This is a genomic window from Arthrobacter echini, assembly GCF_008107445.1.
Lineage (GTDB): Bacteria > Actinomycetota > Actinomycetes > Actinomycetales > Micrococcaceae > Arthrobacter_D > Arthrobacter_D echini_A.
The window spans coordinates 326,692-346,485 of record NZ_VSLD01000002.1 but is presented as its reverse complement, the minus strand read 5'-3'; the positions used below and the strand labels follow the sequence as shown (position 1 = coordinate 346,485).

Annotated in this window: 16 protein-coding genes; 11 read left to right on the top strand and 5 right to left on the bottom strand. The window is 69.2% G+C overall.

Annotated elements, in window-relative coordinates; all coding sequences use genetic code 11:
- The first annotated feature begins 94 nt into the window (after positions 1-94).
- The 4 genes from murA to FQ377_RS06245 are packed head-to-tail and all read left to right on the top strand — an operon-like array spanning position 95 to position 4,427.
- Positions 95-1,444, top strand: coding sequence for a UDP-N-acetylglucosamine 1-carboxyvinyltransferase (murA, locus tag FQ377_RS06260; protein ID WP_148600372.1), 1,350 nt, complete (start codon positions 95-97; stop codon positions 1,442-1,444).
- Between the two features lie 12 nt (positions 1,445-1,456).
- Complete coding sequence (locus FQ377_RS06255) at positions 1,457-2,245, top strand: lysophospholipid acyltransferase family protein (protein WP_148600371.1); 789 nt, start codon at positions 1,457-1,459, stop codon at positions 2,243-2,245.
- On the top strand, positions 2,242-3,288 hold the full coding sequence (locus tag FQ377_RS06250) for an NAD(P)H-dependent glycerol-3-phosphate dehydrogenase (RefSeq protein WP_148600370.1): 1,047 nt from the start codon (positions 2,242-2,244) through the stop codon (positions 3,286-3,288). Before FQ377_RS06255 ends, FQ377_RS06250 begins: the two co-directional genes overlap by 4 nt.
- Positions 3,285-4,427, top strand: a complete 1,143-nt coding sequence (locus tag FQ377_RS06245) for a D-alanine--D-alanine ligase family protein (protein ID WP_262364308.1) — start codon at positions 3,285-3,287, stop codon at positions 4,425-4,427. Before FQ377_RS06250 ends, FQ377_RS06245 begins: the two co-directional genes overlap by 4 nt.
- A 43-nt stretch (positions 4,428-4,470) precedes the next feature.
- Here FQ377_RS06245 and FQ377_RS06240 read toward each other — a convergent pair whose 3' ends face one another.
- Both FQ377_RS06240 and FQ377_RS06235 read right to left on the bottom strand, forming a co-directional pair.
- Complete coding sequence (locus FQ377_RS06240) at positions 4,471-5,526, bottom strand: YeiH family protein (RefSeq protein ID WP_148600369.1); 1,056 nt, start codon at positions 5,524-5,526, stop codon at positions 4,471-4,473.
- Between the two features lie 128 nt (positions 5,527-5,654).
- Positions 5,655-9,179, bottom strand: coding sequence for a bifunctional proline dehydrogenase/L-glutamate gamma-semialdehyde dehydrogenase (locus tag FQ377_RS06235; RefSeq protein WP_148600368.1), 3,525 nt, complete (start codon positions 9,177-9,179; stop codon positions 5,655-5,657).
- 144 nt (positions 9,180-9,323) lie between these two features.
- Here FQ377_RS06235 and FQ377_RS06230 point away from each other — a divergent pair, with 144 nt between their 5' ends.
- Both FQ377_RS06230 and ribA read left to right on the top strand, forming a co-directional pair.
- Positions 9,324-10,235: a LysR family transcriptional regulator gene (locus FQ377_RS06230; protein WP_148600367.1), complete on the top strand. Its 912-nt coding sequence runs from the start codon at positions 9,324-9,326 to the stop codon at positions 10,233-10,235.
- 62 nt (positions 10,236-10,297) lie between these two features.
- The gene (gene ribA / locus FQ377_RS06225) at positions 10,298-11,653 is read left to right on the top strand and encodes a GTP cyclohydrolase II (RefSeq protein WP_148600366.1); all 1,356 of its coding nucleotides are present in this window, start codon (positions 10,298-10,300) and stop codon (positions 11,651-11,653) included.
- Positions 11,654-12,450: 797 nt separating this feature from the next.
- On the opposite strand, the gene FQ377_RS06220 is transcribed toward ribA, so the two are convergent.
- From FQ377_RS06220 to FQ377_RS06210, 3 genes are all read right to left on the bottom strand, one after another.
- Positions 12,451-12,681: a DUF3072 domain-containing protein gene (locus FQ377_RS06220; RefSeq protein ID WP_148600365.1), complete on the bottom strand. Its 231-nt coding sequence runs from the start codon at positions 12,679-12,681 to the stop codon at positions 12,451-12,453.
- Positions 12,682-12,764: 83 nt separating this feature from the next.
- The gene (locus tag FQ377_RS06215; RefSeq protein ID WP_148600364.1) at positions 12,765-13,622 is read right to left on the bottom strand and encodes an SMP-30/gluconolactonase/LRE family protein; all 858 of its coding nucleotides are present in this window, start codon (positions 13,620-13,622) and stop codon (positions 12,765-12,767) included.
- 29 nt (positions 13,623-13,651) lie between these two features.
- Positions 13,652-14,137: a DUF3515 family protein gene (locus FQ377_RS06210; RefSeq protein ID WP_148600363.1), complete on the bottom strand. Its 486-nt coding sequence runs from the start codon at positions 14,135-14,137 to the stop codon at positions 13,652-13,654.
- A 200-nt stretch (positions 14,138-14,337) separates the two neighbouring features.
- Here FQ377_RS06210 and FQ377_RS14810 point away from each other — a divergent pair, with 200 nt between their 5' ends.
- The 5 genes from FQ377_RS14810 to FQ377_RS06180 all read left to right on the top strand — a co-directional run bounded on the left by FQ377_RS14810 (position 14,338) and on the right by FQ377_RS06180 (position 19,783).
- Entirely contained in the window at positions 14,338-15,129 is a 792-nt protein-coding gene (locus FQ377_RS14810; RefSeq protein WP_187393269.1) for a hypothetical protein, read from the top strand.
- A 109-nt stretch (positions 15,130-15,238) separates the two neighbouring features.
- Positions 15,239-16,237 (top strand): dTDP-glucose 4,6-dehydratase, encoded by a 999-nt coding sequence (rfbB, locus tag FQ377_RS06195; RefSeq protein ID WP_148600360.1) that lies wholly within the window; start codon positions 15,239-15,241, stop codon positions 16,235-16,237.
- A 3-nt stretch (positions 16,238-16,240) separates the two neighbouring features.
- Positions 16,241-17,668, top strand: coding sequence for a sugar nucleotide-binding protein (locus FQ377_RS06190; RefSeq protein ID WP_148600359.1), 1,428 nt, complete (start codon positions 16,241-16,243; stop codon positions 17,666-17,668).
- Between the two features lie 70 nt (positions 17,669-17,738).
- Positions 17,739-18,644, top strand: a complete 906-nt coding sequence (gene rfbA / locus FQ377_RS06185; protein WP_148600358.1) for a glucose-1-phosphate thymidylyltransferase RfbA — start codon at positions 17,739-17,741, stop codon at positions 18,642-18,644.
- A 71-nt stretch (positions 18,645-18,715) separates the two neighbouring features.
- On the top strand, positions 18,716-19,783 hold the full coding sequence (locus FQ377_RS06180; RefSeq protein WP_148600357.1) for an LCP family protein: 1,068 nt from the start codon (positions 18,716-18,718) through the stop codon (positions 19,781-19,783).
- Positions 19,784-19,794 lie beyond the last annotated feature (11 nt).

The window sequence follows — 19,794 nt, the reverse complement described above, 5'->3', positions numbered from 1 at the left end:
CCCTTGTATTTCTGTCTGCTCGCAGGTGCTCCTATGCTTGGAGCGAGCAATCTCGCGTGCGCGCGGACATCACATCCGAGGAAATCAGGTATTCATGGGTAGCGTTCTGACCATCCGCGGCGGCATCCCGCTGACGGGCAAGGTATCGGTCCGCGGAGCGAAGAACCTCGTCCCCAAGGCGATGGTGGCCTCTCTCCTCGGCAACACGCCATCCGTGCTCCGCAACGTCCCCGAGATCAAGGACGTCGACGTCGTCACGAGCCTGCTGCAGCTGCACGGCGTCGAGGTCACGAAGGACCCGGTCACCGGCGATCTGACCATGGACCCGCTCAACGCCAAGATGGCGCAGTCCAAGGACATCGACGCCCACGCGGGCGACTCGCGCATCCCCATCCTCTTCTGCGGCCCCCTCATGCACAGCATCGGCGAGGCCTTCATCCCCGACCTCGGTGGCTGCAAGATCGGTGACCGGCCCATCGACTACCACCTCGAGGTGCTGCGGAATTTCGGTGCTGTTGTCGAGAAGCGCACCGGAGGTATCTCCATCTCGGCCCCCAAGGGGCTCCATGGCGCGAAGGTCGCCCTTCCGTACCCGAGCGTGGGCGCCACGGAGCAGGTACTCCTGACCGCGATCCGCGCCGAGGGCATCACCGAGCTCTCCAATGCCGCCGTCGAGCCCGAGATCATGGATCTCATCGCCGTCCTGCAGAAGATGGGCGCGATCATCACGGTCCAGACGGACCGTGTCATCCGGATCGAGGGCGTCAAGGAGCTCACCGGGTACAACCACAAGGCCATCTCCGACCGCAACGAGACGGCGTCCTGGGCCTGCGCCGCCCTGGTCACCAAGGGCGACATCTACGTCGAGGGCGCCCGCCAGGTCGATCTCACGGCGTTCCTGAACACCCTCCGGAAGATCGGTGGGGCCTTCGACGTCGACGACGACGGCATCCGGTTCTACCACCCGGGGGGAGCCCTCTCGCCGCTGGTCCTCGAGACCGACGTCCACCCCGGCTTCATGACCGACTGGCAGCAGCCGCTCGTCGTCGCGCTGACGCAGGCCGCAGGCGTGTCGATCGTGCACGAGACCGTCTACGAGAACCGCTTCGGCTTCACCGACGCCCTGATGCGGATGGGGGCGAGCATCCAGGTGCATCGCGAGTGCCTCGGCAGCATCCCGTGCCGCTTCGGGCAGATGAACTTCCTGCACTCGGCCGTCATCTCGGGCCCCACCGAGCTGCGGGGCACGGACATCGACATCCCCGACCTGCGGGGTGGCTTCAGCCACCTCATCGCGGCGCTCGCCGCCGACGGCGTGTCCCGGGTGACGGGGATCGAACTGATCAATCGCGGCTACGAGCGCTTCCAGGACAAGCTCGAGGGCCTCGGCGCCGACTTCGATATCACGGAGGACGCCCCGGCTGTCGCCGTGACACTGCCCTAGGAGGTTCGGCACATGGGGGAGTCGCGGAGCTCGCGCGCCATGTTCACGTTCCTCGCCTGCTGGGTGAGGCCCACCATGAACGCGCTGCTGGGCAAGGAGTGGCGCGGTCAGGAGAGGCTGCCGCGTGGGACGGGCATGATCGTGTGTCCCAACCACGTCACCGAGATCGACCCGATCGTCGTCGGCCACTTCCTGTACAACCAGGGGATCATGCCGCACTTCCTCGCGAAGGCCTCGTTGTTCTCCGTGCCCGTCATAGGATCGATCCTGCGCACCATCAAGCAGATCCCGGTGGAGCGCAGCACTGCCGGGGCCAACCGCTCACTCGACGCGGCCCGGGACGCCCTGGCCGACAACGGGGGGATCGTCATCTATCCCGAGGGCACCCTGACGCGCGATCCGGACATGTGGCCCATGAAGGGACGGTCGGGGGCGGCCCGCCTGGCGCTGCAGACCGGCGCGCCCGTGGTACCGCTCGCGCAGTGGGGCGCACAGGACCTCTTTCCCCGCTATGCCACCCGGTTCCATCCCGTGCCCCGCAAACATGTGCGCCTGCTCGTCGGTGAGCCCGTGGACCTGAGCGATCTGCAGGATGCACCCCTCACGAGGGCAACGCTCGACACGGCGACGAACCGCATCCTGGACGCCGTCACCGCGCTGCTCGCCGAACTCCGGGGTGAGGAGGCGCCGGAAGAGCGCTGGGACCCGACCGCGAAGCAGCAGAAGTCCACCGGACGGCACTTCGAGGAGCACGGCGACGCCGAGACCCCGCCCGGCCCGGTGACCGGGGACCAGCTGTGACCGAGCAGTCGTCCGAGCGGGCAATACCGGGCAGGATCGCCGTCCTCGGCTCGGGGAGCTGGGGCACCACCTTCGCCAAGGTCCTGGCCGACGCCTCGCCCACCACGCGGGTGGCCCTCTGGTCGCGGCGCGCCGAGGTGGCCGCGGAGATCACCGAGCAGCACCGGAACTCGCGCTATCTCGGCAACACCCGTTTGCCGGCCAATGTCACGGCCTCCGACGACGTCGGTGCCGTCCTCGCGGGCAGTGAGCTCGTGGTCCTCGCCGTGCCCGCCCAGACCCTGCGCGCCCAGCTGCCGGCGTGGCGCGCGCTCATCCCGGACCACGCCGTCGTCGTCTCCCTCATGAAGGGCCTCGAGGTGGGCACCGACGCCCGCATGAGCGAGGTCATCGCCGAGGAACTGGCGATTCCACCCCACCGCATCGCCGTCCTCTCCGGCCCCAATCTGGCTCCGGAGATTGCCCGCGAGGAGCCGACCGCATCCGTCGTGGCCTGCCCGGACCACGCGACGGCCACGTGGATCGCCGCCGCCTGCACGGCGTCCTACTTCCGTCCCTACACCTCCACCGACGTGATCGGGGTGGAGATCGGCGGGATCGTGAAGAACGTGATCGCCCTCGCCGTCGGTATCTGCGAGGGCCGGAGCATGGGCGACAACACGAAGGCCTCGGTGATCACCCGGGGGCTGGCGGAGACGACGCGTTTGGCGGTGGCCCTCGGAGGCAGACCGGAGACGATGGCCGGCCTCGCAGGTATGGGAGACCTGATCGCAACGTGCTCGTCGGCGCTCTCCCGCAACCACACCGCCGGGCGCCTGCTGGGCCAGGGACTCACCCTCGACCAGGTGACGGTGCGGATGAACCAGACCGCCGAGGGCATCAAGTCGGCACAGGCCGTCCTCGACTCGGCCACGAAACTCGATGTGGACATGCCCATCACTGCGGCCGTCGTGGCCGTGCTCCAGGGGCGGCTGGCGGTCGACGACCTCGGCGCCCGCCTCCTGGCCCGTCATCTCAAGCCGGAAGGCGACCCCGCACCGTGACCACCGCAGTCCCCGCACGCTCCCGCAAGCCCCGCGTGCTCGTCCTCTTCGGCGGGCGCTCGAGCGAGCATTCCGTCAGCTGCGTCACTGCGGCCGGTGTCCTGGAGGCCATCGACCGCACCCGGTACGACGTCGTGCCCGTGGGGATCACGCGCTCGGGCCAGTGGTCCCTGGTCTCCGGGGACCCCTCCGCCTGGTCCCTGCGCTCCGACGTGCTGCCGGAAGTGACGGCGAACGGGCAGACGGTGGTCATGGGTGCTCCCGCGGACGGCAGCGAGGGCCAGGAGCTGCTCGTCGCCAGCCCCGGGTCCGTGCCCCAGAGCATCGGCGGGGTGGACGTGGTGCTGCCGCTCCTGCACGGCCCGTTCGGTGAGGACGGCACGCTGCAGGGGATGCTCGAGCTGGCGGACATGCGCTATGTCGGCTCCGGTGTCCTGGCGTCGGCCGTCGGCATGGACAAGCACTACATGAAGGTGGTCTTCGCGGCCGCCGGGCTCGAGGTGGGCCCGTACGAGGTGATCACCGATCGGCAGTGGCGCACGGACGCCGAGGCGTGCCTCGAGCGTGCAGCGGCGCTGGTCTTTCCGCTCTTCGTGAAGCCGGCCCGGGCGGGCTCCTCGCTGGGGATCACCCGCGTCCAGGACCCGGCCGGGCTGTGGGACGCCGTCGACGCCGCACGCGTCTTCGATCCGAAGGTGGTGGTCGAGGCGGGGATCGACGGCCGAGAGATCGAGGTGGCCGTGCTGCAGGGCCGCGGTCTGGACGGGCCGCGGACCTCCCTGCCGGGAGAGATCGCCGTGCAGCCCGGTGGCGCCGCGTGGTACGACTTCGAGGCCAAGTACGTGGACGGCGCCGCGGCCGAGCTCAGCTGCCCGGCGGATCTGCCGGCCCCGGTCATCGAGCTCGTGCGACGCCTGGCAGGGGAGGCCTTCGAGGCCGTCGGCGGCGAGGGACTGGCGCGCGTCGATTTCTTCTACACACCCGGCGGGCGCCTGGTCATCAACGAGATCAACACGATGCCGGGGTTCACGCCCATCAGCATGTACCCGCAGATGTGGTCGAAGTCCGGTCTGGGGTACACGGCCCTGATCGACGAACTGATCGAGCTCGCGCTGGAACGCGGCACCGGCCTGCGCTGAGGACCGCCGACGGCGGGATCCTCCTCCGATCGGGGAGCTCCGGCTACGCGAGCGCCAGCACGCCGAGTAGTGAGATACCTGCCAGGAGGGCCGTGGAGGCGGCGCCCACGGCCGCGAAGCGGCCCCCTGTGTGCAGGAGGCGCCGGATGTCGATGCCGGCGCCGAGCCCGAACATACCCGCCGCCAGGAGGATGGTGGTCAGGGTCCTGCCGACGTCGAGGACCACCTCCGGGAGGACGCCGGAGGACCGCAGGATCACGGCGGCGAGGAACCCGAGCACGAACAGCGGGACGAGGGGAGTGGTCCGCCGCACGTCCTGGGCCCCGTGCTGGGCGGCGTGCGGCGGGGCGTCGCGCAGGGACCGTGCTGCATGCCGGCGCTCGCCGATACTCGCCACGGCCGCGACCGGCGCCAGCATGAGCACACGGCCGAGCTTCACCACGGTCGCTGCGGCCAGCGCCGTCGTCCCGGCCGTGCTGGCGACGGCGACCACCTGGGCCACCTCGTGGACGGCGAGCCCGGACCAGATCCCGAAGTCCTCGGCGCCGAGGCCCACGAGCAGATTCAGCAGCGGCAGCGCAAGGATCATCAGCGAGCCGTAGAGCGTGACCATGGCGACGGCGGAGGCCACCTCGTCGTCGTCCGCGTCGACGATGCCCTGCATCCCGGCGATGGCCGAGGCGCCGCAGATGGAGAAGCCGGCCGCCATCAGCAGCGCGCCGGCGCGGCTCAGCCCGAACCGCCGACCGATCCACAGCGTCGCGGTGAAGCTGACGGCCACGCTGGCGACGATCAGGAGGATCACCTGCGCGCCGAGCGCCAGGATGTCCGGCAGGGCGAGCTGCAGTCCCAGCAGCACCACGCCGGCCCGCAGCAGACGCTTGGTGCCCCCGCTGATGCCGGGTCGGAGCGCCGCCGTGTACAGCCCGGAGTTGCCGAGGACGATACCCAGGATCAGCGCCAGGACCAGCGCCCCGAGGAGGGTCTGCACGGTGGAGAGGACCATGGCGAGGGCAACTCCGAGGGCCATGACGAGAAGACCCGGGATCCAGGGCAGGAGTCGGGGGCCGTGGGTTGTCGGGGCGGTGCTGCTGCTCATGCGTGCTGTCGATCCTTCCGGCCGCCGTGGGGCGGGCGGGCCAGCCTCCATCGTGCCCTATGCGTGCCGAGTGGGCAGAAATGACCGCCGCAGCGCGCCCTGCGCGGTCATTTCTGCCCGCTCGAGGGCTAGATGATGCCGTCCGTCAGGTGGTTCGGCGTCCCGAAGCGGTGCGCGGTGATGCTGATGGCCTGCTCCTGCAGGAACGGCAGCAGCTCCACCCGCCCCGACTCGGTGACCGGCTGGGCGTAGATCGCGAGATCGGGGCGGCCACCGGTCGCCTCGGTCAGCGGCCCGGTGCGCTGCCCGATCAGCCTGATGCGGCGCATGTCCAGGGTCGCGGCGCGCGCCAGCCAGGCCTCGTCGTCCTCGATGGTCACGTGCTCGGCCTGCGCTGCGATGGCCGGTACGAGACCGTCCGGGATGTCCATCCCGCTCGAGACGGCGACTGCAGCGCCGGTCGCTCCGGCGGCGAGCAGCACGCGCACCAGATCGGTGACGGATGCACCGGCCGTGAGCCGGACGGTCACCGGGTGCGGCAGGTAGCGGAAGAGATTCCGCTCGGCCGAGAGTGCCGAGGCATCCTTCACCTGCCCGAATTCACCCTTCCAGGCGGCGGCGTCGGACGCGGCGGAGCGCTCCAGGCGCGCGACGTCGGCGGCGGACAGACCTGCGGAGCGGGCGGCTTCCAGCAGGGGCGCGACGGCGGGGAGGGGAGCCTCCTGCGCCGTCGACTCCTTCGACGACCAGGTTCCGAGACCCACGAGGTAGTTGGGGCCGCCGGCCTTCGTCCCGGCGCCGACGGCGGACTTCTTCCAGCCCCCGAACGGCTGCCGCTGGACGATCGCCCCCGTGATGCCCCGGTTGACATACAGATTGCCCGCCTGCACGCCGTCGAGCCAGGTTGCGATCTCAGTGCTGTCGAGCGAGTGGATGCCGGAGGTGAGGCCGTAGGCGATGTCGTTCTGCAGGGCGATGGCCTCCTCCAGGGTCTGCGCGGTCATGACGCCCAGGATCGGCCCGAAGTACTCGGTGAGGTGATAGGTGGAGCCACGCTTCACGCCGTGGCGGACGCCCGGGCTCCACAGCCGGCCCGTGTCATCGAGCCGCTGCGGCTCGAGCACCCAGGACTCACCCTCGCCGAGCGTGGTGAGCCCGTCGAGGAGCTTCCCCGCGGCCGGCTCCACCACGGGACCCATCTGCGTGGTCGGATCCTCGGGGTAACCGACCTTCAAGGAGGACACCGCATCGACGAGCTGATTGCGGAAGCGCTGCGACGTGGAGACACTGCCCACGAGGATCACCAGTGACGCCGCGGAGCACTTCTGCCCCGCGTGCCCGAAGGCGGACTGCGCCACGTCCTTCGCCGCCAGGTCCAGATCTGCGCTCGGAGTGACGATCACGGCATTCTTGCCGGAGGTCTCCGCGAGCAGCGGCAGGTCGGTGCGGAACGAACGGAACAGTTCGGCGGTCTCGTAACCGCCGGTGAGGATCACGCGATCCACGCGTGGATCGGAGATGAGGCGGCGGCCCAGGTCGCGCTCCTCCAGATGGACGAGGCGCAGCACCTCCCGCGGAACCCCGGCCTCCCAGAGGGCATTCACCATGACGGACCCGCAGCGGCGCGCCTGGCCGGCGGGCTTGATGATGACGGCGGATCCGGCAGCCAGAGCGGAGAGGGTTGACCCGGCCGGGATGGCGACCGGGAAGTTCCACGGCGGCGTGACCACGGTCAGTTTCACCGGGGTGTACGAGGCGCCGTCGACGTCGTCGAGCTCGCGGGCGCGTTCGGCATAGTAGTGGGCGAAATCCACGGCCTCGGAGATCTCGGGATCAGCCTGGTCCAGGGTCTTGCCCGTCTCGGCGCCCATGATCTCCATGAGATCGGCCCGGTGCGCCTCGAGCGCCTCGCCGGCGCGATGCAGGACGGCGGCACGCTCGGCTCCGGTCATCGACCCCCAGGAGCCGGCAGCGGCGACCGCCCCGGCGATGGTCTCCTCGAGCTCGTCCGCACTGCGCAGGGTCGCGGCCGCCACGAGGTCCTCTCCCAGCCCGGAGGTGGGGAGTCGATCGAGGATGGCCCTGCCCCAGGACCGGTTCGCCGGGAGGGACGGATCCGTGTCGGGAGTGTTCTCGAAGTCGTCGGCCGGGCGGGACGGCGCGGCGCCCGAGCGGTCCTGCTGGCGGTTCCGCGGCGGGATCGTCGTGTCGAGCTCCGCGAGCGAGGCCAGGAAACGCTCCTTCTCGCGCTCGAAGAGGCTCTCGTTGTCAGAGAGTTCGAAGACCGCCGACATGAAGTTGTCCTGGCTCGCGCCCTCCTCGAGACGCCGGATCAGATAGGCGATGGCGACGTCGAACTCGCTCGGGTGGACCACCGGGGTGTACAGCAGGAGGGAGCCGACGTCGCGCCTGACCGCCTCCGCCTGGCCCTGCGCCATGCCCAGGAGCATCTCGAACTCGATCCGGTGGCGCACCCCGCGCTCGCCGGCCAGGAGCCAGGCGAAGGCGAGATCGAACAGATTGTGGCCGGCCACGCCGACGCGCACATTCTCGATGTGGGCGGGCTGCAGCGCGTAGTTGAGGACGCGCTTGTAGTGGGTGTCCGAGTCCTGCTTCGATCCCCAGGTGGCCAGTGGCCAGTCATGGAGGGATGCCTCCACCTGCTCCATCGGCAGATTGGCGCCCTTGACCACGCGGACCTTGATACTTGCCCCGCCCGCCGCTCGCCGGGCAGCGGCCCACTCCTGAAGGTGGATCAGGGCGGAGAGGGAATCGGGCAGGTAGGCCTGGAGGACGATGCCGGCTTCGAGGTGCAGGAACTCGGGCCGGTCGAGGATTGCCATGAAGACCGCGACCGTGAGATCGAGATCCTTGTACTCCTCCATGTCCAGGTTGATGAACTTGGCCTTCTCCGACCGTGCGGCAAGCGCGTAGAGCGGGGCGAGCTTCTCGGCCACGTGGCTCACGGCCTCGTCGAAGGCCCAGGCCGGGTGGGGGGCCACGGTGGAGGAGACCTTGATGGAGACGTAGTCGACGTCGGGCCGCTCGAGCAGGCGCAGGGTGCCCTCGAGCCGCCGGTCGGCCTCGTGCTCGCCCAGGACGGCCTCGCCGAGGAGGTTGATGTTCAGGCGGACGTCGTCGCGCTTGATCCTGCCGATGGAGCGGCCGAGGGTGGCGTCGGAGGCATCGATGATCAGGTGCCCCACCATCTCCCGCAGCACCCGCCGGGCGATGGGAATGACGATCCGTGGCAGAACCGGGGCGACGACGGCGCCCACCTTCACGGCGGAGCGCATGTACCAGGGGAGGAATCCGGGGACCTTCGGGGCGATGGCGCCGAGATTGCGGGCAGCGACCGACAGATCCTCGGGCCGGATGACGCCGTCGACGAAGCCGACCGTGAAGGCGAGCCCGTCCGGGTCCTTCAGGACGCCGGCGAGCTGCTTCGCGGACGTGTCCACGGGGATCTTCGAGGCCTCGGTGAGCCAGCGCCGGACGAGGGCGATGGAGTCCTCAGGCAGCGTCGCCGGGATCTCGGTGGTGCCCCCGGGGCCGGGGGTGAACCGGGCATCGGCGCCGCTGCCGGGGGTGTGGTCTGCGGAGGATGCCCAGGCGGGGGCAGAGCCCTGACGGGCGGGGAGCTGAGTTGTCATGGCAACGGCCTTCGGTCGGACGGCTTTCGCCGCGCACAGAATGAAGCAGCTACTTCCCTCCTATTGTGGGCCGAGTCGTACCATGGGGAAAAGCGACGAATACCGAACGGTATTGGTCGGTGAACCTGACGGATGGGGGTGGCCATGCTGGACCTGCGTCGCCTTCGGCTGCTGCGGGAACTGAAGCTGCGCGGCACGCTCGCCGATGTCGCCGCGGCCCTGAACTACAGTCCGTCGTCGGTGTCCCAGCAACTCGCCCTGCTGGAGAAGGAGGTCGGGGTGGAACTTCTGCGCAGGAGTGGCCGTCGCGTGGTCCTCACGCCCCAGGCCGAGGTGCTCGTGACGCACACGGAGGAGCTGCTCGAGACGCTCGAGCGCGCGGAAGCGACCCTCGCCGCGTCCTCGACCACGGTCACGGGTACGGTGCGGATGGCGGTCTTCCAGTCTGCCGCCCTCGCGCTCATGCCCGACGCCCTGACCGCGATCAGCCGAGAGTATCCCGAGGTGCGGGTGGAGATGGTGCAGCGCGAGCCGGAGACTGCGCTGCATGCGACCTTCGCCCGCGACTTCGACCTCGTGGTCGCCGAGCAGTATCCGGGGCACGCGGCCCCCCGCCATCCCGAGCTCGACCATGTACCGCTCACGGAGGACGCCATCCGGCTCGCGGTTCCAGCTGGCGGCGCACAGTACGCCGGGATCTCCTCGGTCGCCGGTGCCGCGGGGGCGGCCTGGGTCATGGAACCCCGGGGAGCGGCGTCACGCCACTGGGCCGAGCAGGCCTGCCGTCGCGCAGGCTTCGAGCCCGACGTACGCTACGAGACCGCGGACCTGCAGGCACAGATCAGGCTCATCGCCTCGGGCAACGCCGTGGCCCTCATGCCGGATCTCGTCTGGGCGGCACGCGACATCCCGGTCCGGCTCGTGGATCTCGACGGATCACCTCAGCGCACCGTCTTCACCTCCGCGCGGCGGGCAGGCGCCGCACGTCCCGCCATCCGGTCCGTCCGCGAGGTGCTGGGGGCGGTCGCCGCGGGTGTCCAGCGCCCGGTGGGCTGACCCGGACCTCGCACCCTGTCATCCGGTTTCTCCCCGATCCGGCCCGCTCCTAAGGTTGAGGTATGTCCGTCCACCCCACGCAGACCGAACCTCCCTCCGCGCCCGTCGGCGTCGAGCGGGTCGCGGAGACCGTGCTGCCCACCAAGTACGGGGTCTTCCGCATGCTCGGATACCGGGACAGCGGGGGGACCGAGCACGTGGCGCTCGTGCGCGGTGACGACGGCGGCGGAGCGCCCCTGGTCCGGGTGCACAGCGAATGCCTCACCGGTGATGCCTTCGGTTCGTGGCGGTGCGACTGCGGGGAACAGCTGGACGCCGCCCTAGCCGCGATCTCGGTGGAGGAGCGCGGCGTGGTGGTCTACGTGCGCGGACACGAGGGGCGGGGTATCGGTCTGCTCGCGAAGCTGAAGGCCTACGCGCTGCAGGACCAGGGTGTGGACACCGTGGACGCCAACACCGAACTCGGCCTGCCCGTGGATGCCCGGAGGTACGACCAAGCGGCGGGGATCCTCCGCGATCTGGGTATCGGGGCCATCCGCCTGCTGTCCGGGAACCCGGCCAAGGAGGAGGCGCTGGAAGCGCTCGGCATCGCCGTCGTCGAGCGGCGGGGTCTGGGGGTCTCCGAGCGCACGGAGAACGCGCGCTACCTCCGGACCAAGCGGGCTCGCATGCGCCACGATCCGGGCGGGCCCGACGTCTGGACGAGCCTGCTCGACGGCGTCGTCCCTGAGTTACCGGAGGACGACCTCGTGCGCCGCTACGGGTATCTTGCGGCAGCATCGGGGCCGATCGTGGTCGGCCATGCCCGCCAGAGCCTCGACGGCTTCGTCGCGCCGCGATCGCACTCACCGGCGCTCCCGCAGGAACCCAGCGACGAAGGACACGTGCAGCGCCTGCGCGCCCTTGTGGACGCGGTGCTGGTCGGTGTCTCTACCGTGCTCGCCGAGGACGACCCCCTGCTCGTCGACGAGGTACCCGGAGACACACCCGTACGGGTGGTGCTCGACGCCACCGGGATGCTCCCCCCGGACAGCCGCGTGCTGACCGACGACGCCGCTCCCACGCTGTGGCTCGTGGCGCAGGACGTGGACGTCCCCTCTACCCTGGCCGCCTCGGTGGAGGTGGTCAGACTCCCCGCCGGCGCACTGGACCCGACGAATGTGCTCGATCTCCTGCGGCAACGAGACCTGGACAGGGTGCTCGTGGAGGGAGGCGGCGCCACCGTGTCGGGCTTCCTCGAGGCCGGATTGCTGCACCGGCTCTACTGCACCACCGTGCCGGTCCTGATCGGGGATGGCATCCCGGGCCTGCGGTTCTCCGGCGCCCACGCGCCCGTGCAGATACGGACGGCGCCCGTCCGGCGGTTCGTGCTGGGGCACGACACGTGTTCGGAGTTCGATTTCACCGTATCGCAGTAGTTGCCGAGGTAACTTCCGGGCGGGTACTCGGTTCCGCCTGGTCGGGTGCGGGCGTTTGGTCCCACTGTTCAGGTGCTGCCGCTGGGATCGAGAGGTGACTTGTCGGCTTCAGGGCGCCGTTTCCCACTGTTCGGGTGCCGCCGCTGGGAACGACCGGTCATTCCCAGCGTGTAGGGGTGATGAGTGGGATGAAAGGTGGCTCTGCAGACGTCGGAGTGCTGGATCCCACTGTTCGCCTTCCGCCACTGCGATTGAGGGCTGGTCCGTCGGGCGTCGGAGCTTGGATCCCACTGTTCGCGTTCCGACACTGGGAATGAGCTGTCATTCCCAGTGTCTGGGGGGTGAGCAGTGGGATGAAAGAGTGCTCCGCCGGCGTCGAACTTTGGACCCCATTCATCGGGCTCCAGCGCGGAGATCGAGGGCTGCTCCATCAGCGTCGGGGCTGGATCCCATTGCCGGGGTGCCGCCGGTGGGAATCAGCAGTCATCCCCAGCGTCCGGGGGTGAGGAGTGGGATGGAGGGGTGCTCCGCCGGCATCGAACTCTGGATCCCACCCATCGGGTTCCAGCCCTGGGAACGAGGGGGTGCTCGGCGTCGGGGCTAAATCCCATTGCCGGGGTGCCGCCGATGGGAATGAGCGGTAATTCCCAGCGTCCGGGGGTGAGCAGTGGGATCGAGAGCTGCCCGCGACCGCCGAACGCAGAATCCCACTCTTCCCGCGGCGTCGATAGGAGCGATTGGTCGCTCCCACTCAGCCGGCAGGAAGAGTGGGACGGGAGTAGGCCCTCAGGGACGGATCAGGAGTCCCCGCCGACCCGCTTGCTCTTGCCCTGCAACCGATCGATGTGCTCCGATGCCTCGGCCTTGTTGATGTCCGCGGGGATCTCCTCGCCGGCCTCCCGCGCCAGGGTGTCGAGGTAGCTCCGCTGCGCGGCGGTCATGGGCTCGTCACCGGTGACCCAGTCCGAGGGATCCCGCTCGAAACCGCCCTCGGGCTCGGAGTTCGGACTTCCCAGTGTGTCTGCCATGTCGGTTCCTTCTGTCGTAGCCAGCCTGAGCCCTCAGTGTAGTGACTGCCACCCCCGGAAATGTCGGGCGGTTTCGGCCGGGATCAGCCCCCGAACAGGGGTAGGGGAGCCCCGCTCACCCCGGGCTCGACGGCGAACAGGGCACCGGCGCTGGGCTCGGAGCCCTGCGGGATGTTCTCCTGCGTGGTCGTGACGTACAGCGTGGACAGATCCTCGCCGCCGAACGCGCAGGCCGTGACATTGGTGGTCGGGAGCGGGATGTGCTCCGAGAGTCGGCCGGCGGCGTCGTACCGCGCGATGGCGCCCCCGCCGTACAGGGCCGTCCAGATGCCCCCTTCGGCGTCGATGGCCATGCCGTCGGGCATGCCGAGTGCCTGCTCGACGACGGCGAAGGTGCGGCGGTCCGTGAAGCGGCCGCTGCCGACGTCGTACGTGAGTGCATCGATCCGCCCCGTGGGGGTATCGCTGTAGAAGGCTGTGTCACCGGAGGGCGAGAAGTGCAGCCCGTTGGAGACCGTGACGCCCGTCAGGACCGTGGAGATCGTGTGGTCGGTGCCGAGGCTGTAGAGCGCGCCGGCGCCGAAGCCGCCCTCCCAGCCCATCGAGCCGCAGAGGAAGCGTCCGGCGATGTCACAGCCGCCGTCGTTCATCCGCACCGCGCTGTCGGTGAAGGCCTCCGGACCCTGCTCGAGGACCGTCAGGGTGTGGTCGGCGAACACGAAGCCGCGCTCCACGCCGATCACGTAGCCGCCCGACGCCCGACCGCGCACCACGCCTGCGAGCCGCGGGTGCACGTCGTGGCGGTCGATGCTCCCGTCCTCGTGCCTGACCAGGACGTCGCCCTCGGTCATGTCCACCAGCAGGAGCTCGCCACGGCGCGGGTCCCAGTAGGGGCCTTCTCCGTGGAAGGTGATGACGTCGGAGATCTGCTGGGCTCTCATGGTGCCTCCTGGGTATCGGTTCGGGTAGATCAGTCGGAGGGCGGCGGGATGGCCTCGGAGAGACCCACGCAGGCGCGGGTCTGCTCCACGCGGGAGACGGCGGCTCCGAGCTCCACGAGCACCGTGCTGGAGGCGACCTGCTCGGGATCGAAGAGCACCTCGACGGCGGGGTCCCGCCCGTAGGTGGTCGCGGTCCAGGCCGGATCGCCCTCCCGCACCACCCAGTCGACGTCGTTCACGGTGACGCACGGATCGGTGGTGGGTCCCGGCACGCCGACACCGCAGCGCAGCACCACCTGCGAGGGAGCGCCCCACGCGGATGTCGCCTGGCTGTCGGTGTTCCTCTGCTCGTGCTCCGCGACGACCGGGGGCAGGGAGATCATGACATCGGCGCAGCGCGGATTGGAGGCATCGGCGGCCGGGTCGACGCTCACGGCCCCGGCGCATCCGGATAGGGCCAGCACCAGCACGACGGCGGGAAGGCAGCGGCGGAGTGCTCGGGACGGGACAGGCATGGCTCAACCCTAGAGGAGTCGGCGTCGCCGTCGTCCCCGCCTACGCTGCACGCGCGCCGTTCCGGGGCTAACGGATCCGCAGCAGCGACCGATCGTACCGAGCAGTGAACCGGAGGCCTCCGGCACCGCCCCGTCCCCGCGGTCGTGGGCGCACCACCAAGTCCGTGGCCGTCGCCGAGCCCGAGTCCGAACGAGGATCCATGCCCACCCCCCACTCACGCCGTACCCGCCTCGCTGTCCACGTGGCCCTTGCGACAGGACTCCTCGCCGGATCAGCGGTCGCGACCCCGGCGTTCGCCGTACCCGTGCAGGCCGTTCCCGGCCAGCTCTCGCCCGCGCTGACCACCCAGCCCCGGCCCCAGGTGATCGAGCAACCGCAGCCCGGTGGGACGTTCGTCGAACCCGCGCCCCAGATCACCGATCCGACGGCGACGGCGGGCATCGATCCGGTGACCGGCTTCGCCATCAACGCGCGCACCGGTTTCCTCGTGCATCCGCCCACCGGCTATCTGATCGAGCCGGATACCGGCAACTTGGTCTACGCGGACACGCTCGTCTACACCAATCTCCGGTACGACGCGAAGACGGGGGAGGTCGTACAGATTCCGGGTGAGAATGCGCCACCGCGTCCGGAGGCGGAGCGCACGCCGACGCCCGCTGCGCCGAGCGAGCCTGCTCCGAGCGCTACCGCTGCGGCGGAGCCGACCGAGCCATCGAGTGCCGTCGAAACCTCGGTCACGATCGAGCCCACAACGCCTGCCACGGAGTCCGCGAGCACCCCGCCGGCCTCCGTTCCCGCGACAGCGGCTTCCGCGCCCCCGCAGAACTCCACGCCCAACTCGTCCGCCCGGACCAGTGATCCGGTGGCGATGGCCGGCGTGCGTGCCTCGTCCCTTGCCCCCGTGGCGTGGATCGGCGCCGGTGTCGTAGCGCTGGGCGTCGCGGTCGTCGTCGTCCTCGCCGTGCGCCGGCGCGGACAGCACCAGGCCTGACAAATCGCCGGACGGCTTCAGGGGTTGGACGGGCGGCGGCGTCCCGTCGGGCTTCGGCCACACCACCGGCTCACGGCGGTCCGGTCGATCCGACGGTAGAGTGCAGCACGTGAAGAATCTCCTGGTGACCGGCGGCGCCGGGTTCATCGGCTCCAACTTCGTGCACTACCTGATGGAGCGTACCGATGTCTCCGTCACGGTGCTCGACAAGCTGACCTATGCCGGCAACCGGGCGTCCCTCGAGGGCCTGGCGCCGGAGCGCGTGCAGTTGATCGTCGGGGACATCGCCGACGCAGCGGTTGTCGACCCCTTGGTCGAGCGCGCGGACGCGATCGTCCACTACGCGGCGGAGTCGCACAACGACAACTCCCTGCACGACCCGCGGCCGTTCCTCGACACGAACATCACCGGCACCTACACGCTGCTCGAAGCGGCCCGCCGGTACGGCACCCGTTTCCACCACATCAGCACCGACGAGGTCTACGGCGACCTCGAACTCGGCACCCCCGAGCGCTTCACCGAGAGCACGCCCTACAAGCCGTCGAGCCCCTACTCGTCGACCAAGGCCGCGTCCGATCTCCTCGTCCGCGCCTGGGTCCGCTCCTTCGGGGTCCGGGCCACCATCAGCAACTGCTCCAACAACTACGGCCCGTACCAGCACGTGGAGAAGTTCATCCCGCGCCAGATCACCAACGTGCTCGACGGCGTCCGCCCGAAGCTCTACGGCGAGGGACTCAACGTGCGTGACTGGATCCACGCCGACGATCATTCCTCGGCCGTCTGGACCATTCTGAACAGGGGCGAGCTCGGCCAGACGTATCTGATCGGGGCCGACGGCGAGCGGAACAACAGGGACGTCGTCGAGCTGATCCTCACCGAGATGGGCCAGGCCGCCGACGCCTACGACCACGTGGTGGACCGCGCCGGCCACGACCTGCGCTACGCGATCGATTCGAGCCGGCTCCGCACCGAGCTCGGCTGGGCCCCCGAGTTCGAGCGATTCGAGCAGGGGCTGCGCACCACGATCGCCTGGTATCACGACAACGAAGCGTGGTGGCGGCCGCAGAAGGCAGCGACCGAGTCCAGGTACGTCGAGCTGGGGCAGTAGCTCATGGCCCCCGAGTTCTCGAAGCCCCTCTCGACACGCCAGACCCCGATCCCCGGCGTCGTGCTGCTGGACCTGCCCGTGCACGGCGACAATCGGGGGTGGTTCAAGGAGAACTGGCAGCGGGAGAAGATGACCGCCGCCGGTCTTGCCGATTTCGGTCCGGTGCAGAACAACATCTCCTTCAACGAATCCATGGGCACCACGCGCGGCATCCACGCCGAGCCGTGGGACAAGTTCATCTCGGTGGCCACCGGGCGCGTCTTCGGCGCGTGGGTGGACCTGCGGGACGGCCCGTCCTTCGGCGCTGTCTTCACCGCCGAACTCGATCCTTCGACGGCGATCTTCGTGCCGAGAGGCGTCGGCAATGCGTTCCAGACGCTCGAGGACGGGACGGCCTACACCTATCTCGTGAACGACCACTGGTCCGCTGTCGTACAGGATCAGTACGTGTTCCTCAATCTCGCCGACGAGACGGCCGGGATCGAGTGGCCCATCCCGCTCGCGGACGCGGAACTCTCCGACAAGGACCGCTTGCACCCGCGGCTGGCGGAGGTCACACCTCTGTCCGCGCGGAAGACGCTCGTCGTCGGCGCTGACGGGCAGCTCGGGAGAGCCCTGCGCACTGCGCTCGCGGACCAGCCGTCGGTCGAGTTTGCCGGCCGCTCCGAGCTCGACCTGCTCGCTGAGGACCTTGAGCACGCCCGGGCGTGGGGCAATTACAGCACCATCATCAACGCCGCCGCCTACACGGCAGTGGACGCAGCGGAGACCCCGGAGGGACGCTCCGCCGCCTGGGCCGTCAACGTCACGGGCGTCGCAGCCCTCGCCCGGGTGGCGACGGCGCATCGGCTGACGCTGGTCCACGTCTCCAGCGATTACGTGTTCGACGGTACACAGGAGCTGCACGACGAGGGGGAGGGGCTCACCCCGCTGGGCGTGTACGGGCAGACGAAGGCGGCGGGCGACGCCGTCGTCGCTATGCTGCCCCGCCACTACATCCTGCGCACCAGCTGGGTGATCGGCGACGGCGACAACTTCGTGCGGACGATGGTAGAGCTCGCGCGAAGGGGGATCTCCCCGGCCGTGGTGGACGACCAGATCGGTCGCCTCACCTTCACCGAGGACCTCGCGGAGGCCATCCGACACCTGGTGGCCACCGGGGCTCCCTTCGGGACGTACAACATGTCCAACGACGGAGACCCCCAGAGCTGGGCCGGGATCGCAGCGGAGGTGTATGCATTGTGCGGGCGTGATTGTGACGACGTCAGGGGTGTCAGTACCGAGGAGTACTTTGCGGGCAAGGATGCCGCGCCGCGCCCGCGCCGGAGCACCCTCGATCTCGGGAAGCTGAGCGCGACCGGGTTCGCGCCTCCGCTCGCGGCGCAGCGGCTGGCCGACTATGTGCAGGCTCTGACCGCTCAGGCAGGGTGACTGTCGTGAAGGGGACCGTGGCTCACCGGGATGATTCGGCCGACCGACGCACAGCGCGATAATCTCCATCATGCGCGGAATCATTCTCGCCGGGGGGACCGGCTCACGACTGCACCCCATCACCCAGGGCATCAGTAAGCAGCTGGTTCCGGTCTACGACAAGCCGATGATCTACTATCCGCTGTCCACGCTCATCCTCGCGGGAATCCGCGACATTCTCATCATCACGACGCCGCACGACGCCGAGCAGTTCCACCGACTCCTCGGCGACGGCGGGAAGTTCGGTGTGAATCTTTCCTATGTCGTCCAGCCGGCACCGGAGGGCCTTGCCCAAGCGTTCGTCCTCGGTGCGGACCATATCGGCTCTGATCCCGTGGCGCTGATCCTCGGCGACAACATCTTCTACGGGCACGGTATGGGAAGCCAGCTGCGACGCTTCGAGGATGTCGACGGTGGCGCCATCTTCGGGTATCAGGTATCGGATCCTTCGGCGTACGGCGTCGTCGAGTTCGACGAGTCGGGCACGGTGATGTCGCTCGAGGAGAAACCGGTGATTCCCAGGAGCAGATATGCCGTTCCGGGTCTCTACTTCTATGACAATGACGTGGTCTCCATTGCGCGGAACCTGACACCATCCGCCCGGGGCGAATTGGAGATCACCGATGTCAATCGCGAATACCTGGACAGGGGCACGCTCCACGTGGAGATCCTGCCCAGGGGTACGGCATGGCTCGATACCGGGACCTTCGATTCACTGAACGATGCCTCGAACTTCGTCCGGACGGTCGAACACCGGCAGGGGCTCAAGATCGGCGCCCCCGAGGAGGTCGCCTGGCGGCAGGGCTTCCTGACCGATGCGGAGCTCGAAGCAGTCGCGACCCCGCTGATCAAGAGCGGGTACGGGACCTACCTGCTCTCGCTGCTCGAGAGCGGCGAGCACGCGCTCGACCATCCCGAACTGACCGCCCGCCACTAGGCGGATCGCCGGCGTCCCGAGAAGCGCCGCAACCTATACTTGGCTGACCGTGAACCGAGCTGGGGAGCCCCATGACCGAATACGACACCGACGCACGTCCGCCCCGGGAGCGTCAGCGTCATCCCGTCCGCACCACCCTCCTGATCGTCGGCGCCCTCGTCGTCGTCGCCGCCCTGGTGGCCGGCGGCTACCTCTTCTCGCTCGCGCGCTCGTTCGACGGCCAGTCGGACACGATCGAGACCGCCTTCCCAGCCGAGGAATCACGGCCCACCCTGGCGCCGGAAGCCAAAGCCAAAGCCGAAGCCGAGGGCCAGGACGCGGTGAACATCCTGCTGCTCGGCAGTGACTCCCGCGCTGCTGAGGCGGAGCTGGACGACGTCGAATCGGCAGGGCCGTCGGACAGCCGCTCGGACACGATGATGCTCATGCACATCCCGGCGGACCGGCAGGACATCCAGGTCATGTCGATCATGCGCGATACCTGGACGGAGATCCCGGGCCAGGGTGAGCACAAGATCAATGCGGCGATGGCGCTCGGCGGGGTTCCCCTCGTGGTCCAGACCGTCGAAGGTCTGTTCGGCACGCGGGTGGATCATGTGGCGAGCGTCGACTTCGAAGGCTTCAAAGGTCTGACCGATGCGCTGGGAGGCGTCGTGGTGAACAATCCGGCGGCCTTCCAGTCCAGCGGCGTCAACGGCGAATTCTTTGCCGCCGGACCCATCACGCTGCAGGGGGACTCCGCCCTGAAGTTCGTCCGCGAACGCTACGCCTTCAGCGACGGGGACTATCAGCGCGTCAGGAACCAGCAGCTGTTCGTCAAATCGGTGATCAGCGAGGTGCTGAACGCCGACACCCTGACCGACCCGAGGAAGGTCTACCGCGTCGTCGACCAGATGTCCCCGTTCATCGCCGTCGACTCGGGCCTGGACGCAGGGGCAGTCGGTTCCCTCGCGCTTTCGCTGCGCCAGGTACGAGGCGGTGACATCGACTTCTTCACCCTGCCCAATCTCGGAACGGGTACCTCGGCCGACGGCCAGTCGATCGTCGTCAAGGACGACGACGCGATCGCGGAGGTCGCCGATGCACTGCAGACGGACGATCTCGGGGACTACCTTGCCTCCTCCGGAACGGCGAGCTGAGCACCACGCCC

What these genes read in the sequence shown, in the direction of transcription:
- murA (WP_148600372.1), top strand. Translation starts at nt 95, where the DNA reads ATGGGTAGCGTTCTGACCATCCGCGGCGGCATCCCGCTGACGGGCAAG.
- FQ377_RS06255 (WP_148600371.1), top strand. Translation starts at nt 1,457, where the DNA reads ATGGGGGAGTCGCGGAGCTCGCGCGCCATGTTCACGTTCCTCGCCTGC.
- FQ377_RS06240 (WP_148600369.1), bottom strand. Translation starts at nt 5,526, where the DNA reads ATGAGCAGCAGCACCGCCCCGACAACCCACGGCCCCCGACTCCTGCCC.
- FQ377_RS06235 (WP_148600368.1), bottom strand. Translation starts at nt 9,179, where the DNA reads ATGACAACTCAGCTCCCCGCCCGTCAGGGCTCTGCCCCCGCCTGGGCA.
- FQ377_RS06230 (WP_148600367.1), top strand. Translation starts at nt 9,324, where the DNA reads ATGCTGGACCTGCGTCGCCTTCGGCTGCTGCGGGAACTGAAGCTGCGC.
- ribA (WP_148600366.1), top strand. Translation starts at nt 10,298, where the DNA reads ATGTCCGTCCACCCCACGCAGACCGAACCTCCCTCCGCGCCCGTCGGC.
- FQ377_RS06220 (WP_148600365.1), bottom strand. Translation starts at nt 12,681, where the DNA reads ATGGCAGACACACTGGGAAGTCCGAACTCCGAGCCCGAGGGCGGTTTC.
- FQ377_RS06215 (WP_148600364.1), bottom strand. Translation starts at nt 13,622, where the DNA reads ATGAGAGCCCAGCAGATCTCCGACGTCATCACCTTCCACGGAGAAGGC.
- FQ377_RS06210 (WP_148600363.1), bottom strand. Translation starts at nt 14,137, where the DNA reads ATGCCTGTCCCGTCCCGAGCACTCCGCCGCTGCCTTCCCGCCGTCGTG.
- FQ377_RS14810 (WP_187393269.1), top strand. Translation starts at nt 14,338, where the DNA reads ATGCCCACCCCCCACTCACGCCGTACCCGCCTCGCTGTCCACGTGGCC.
- FQ377_RS06190 (WP_148600359.1), top strand. Translation starts at nt 16,241, where the DNA reads ATGGCCCCCGAGTTCTCGAAGCCCCTCTCGACACGCCAGACCCCGATC.
- rfbA (WP_148600358.1), top strand. Translation starts at nt 17,739, where the DNA reads ATGCGCGGAATCATTCTCGCCGGGGGGACCGGCTCACGACTGCACCCC.
- FQ377_RS06180 (WP_148600357.1), top strand. Translation starts at nt 18,716, where the DNA reads ATGACCGAATACGACACCGACGCACGTCCGCCCCGGGAGCGTCAGCGT.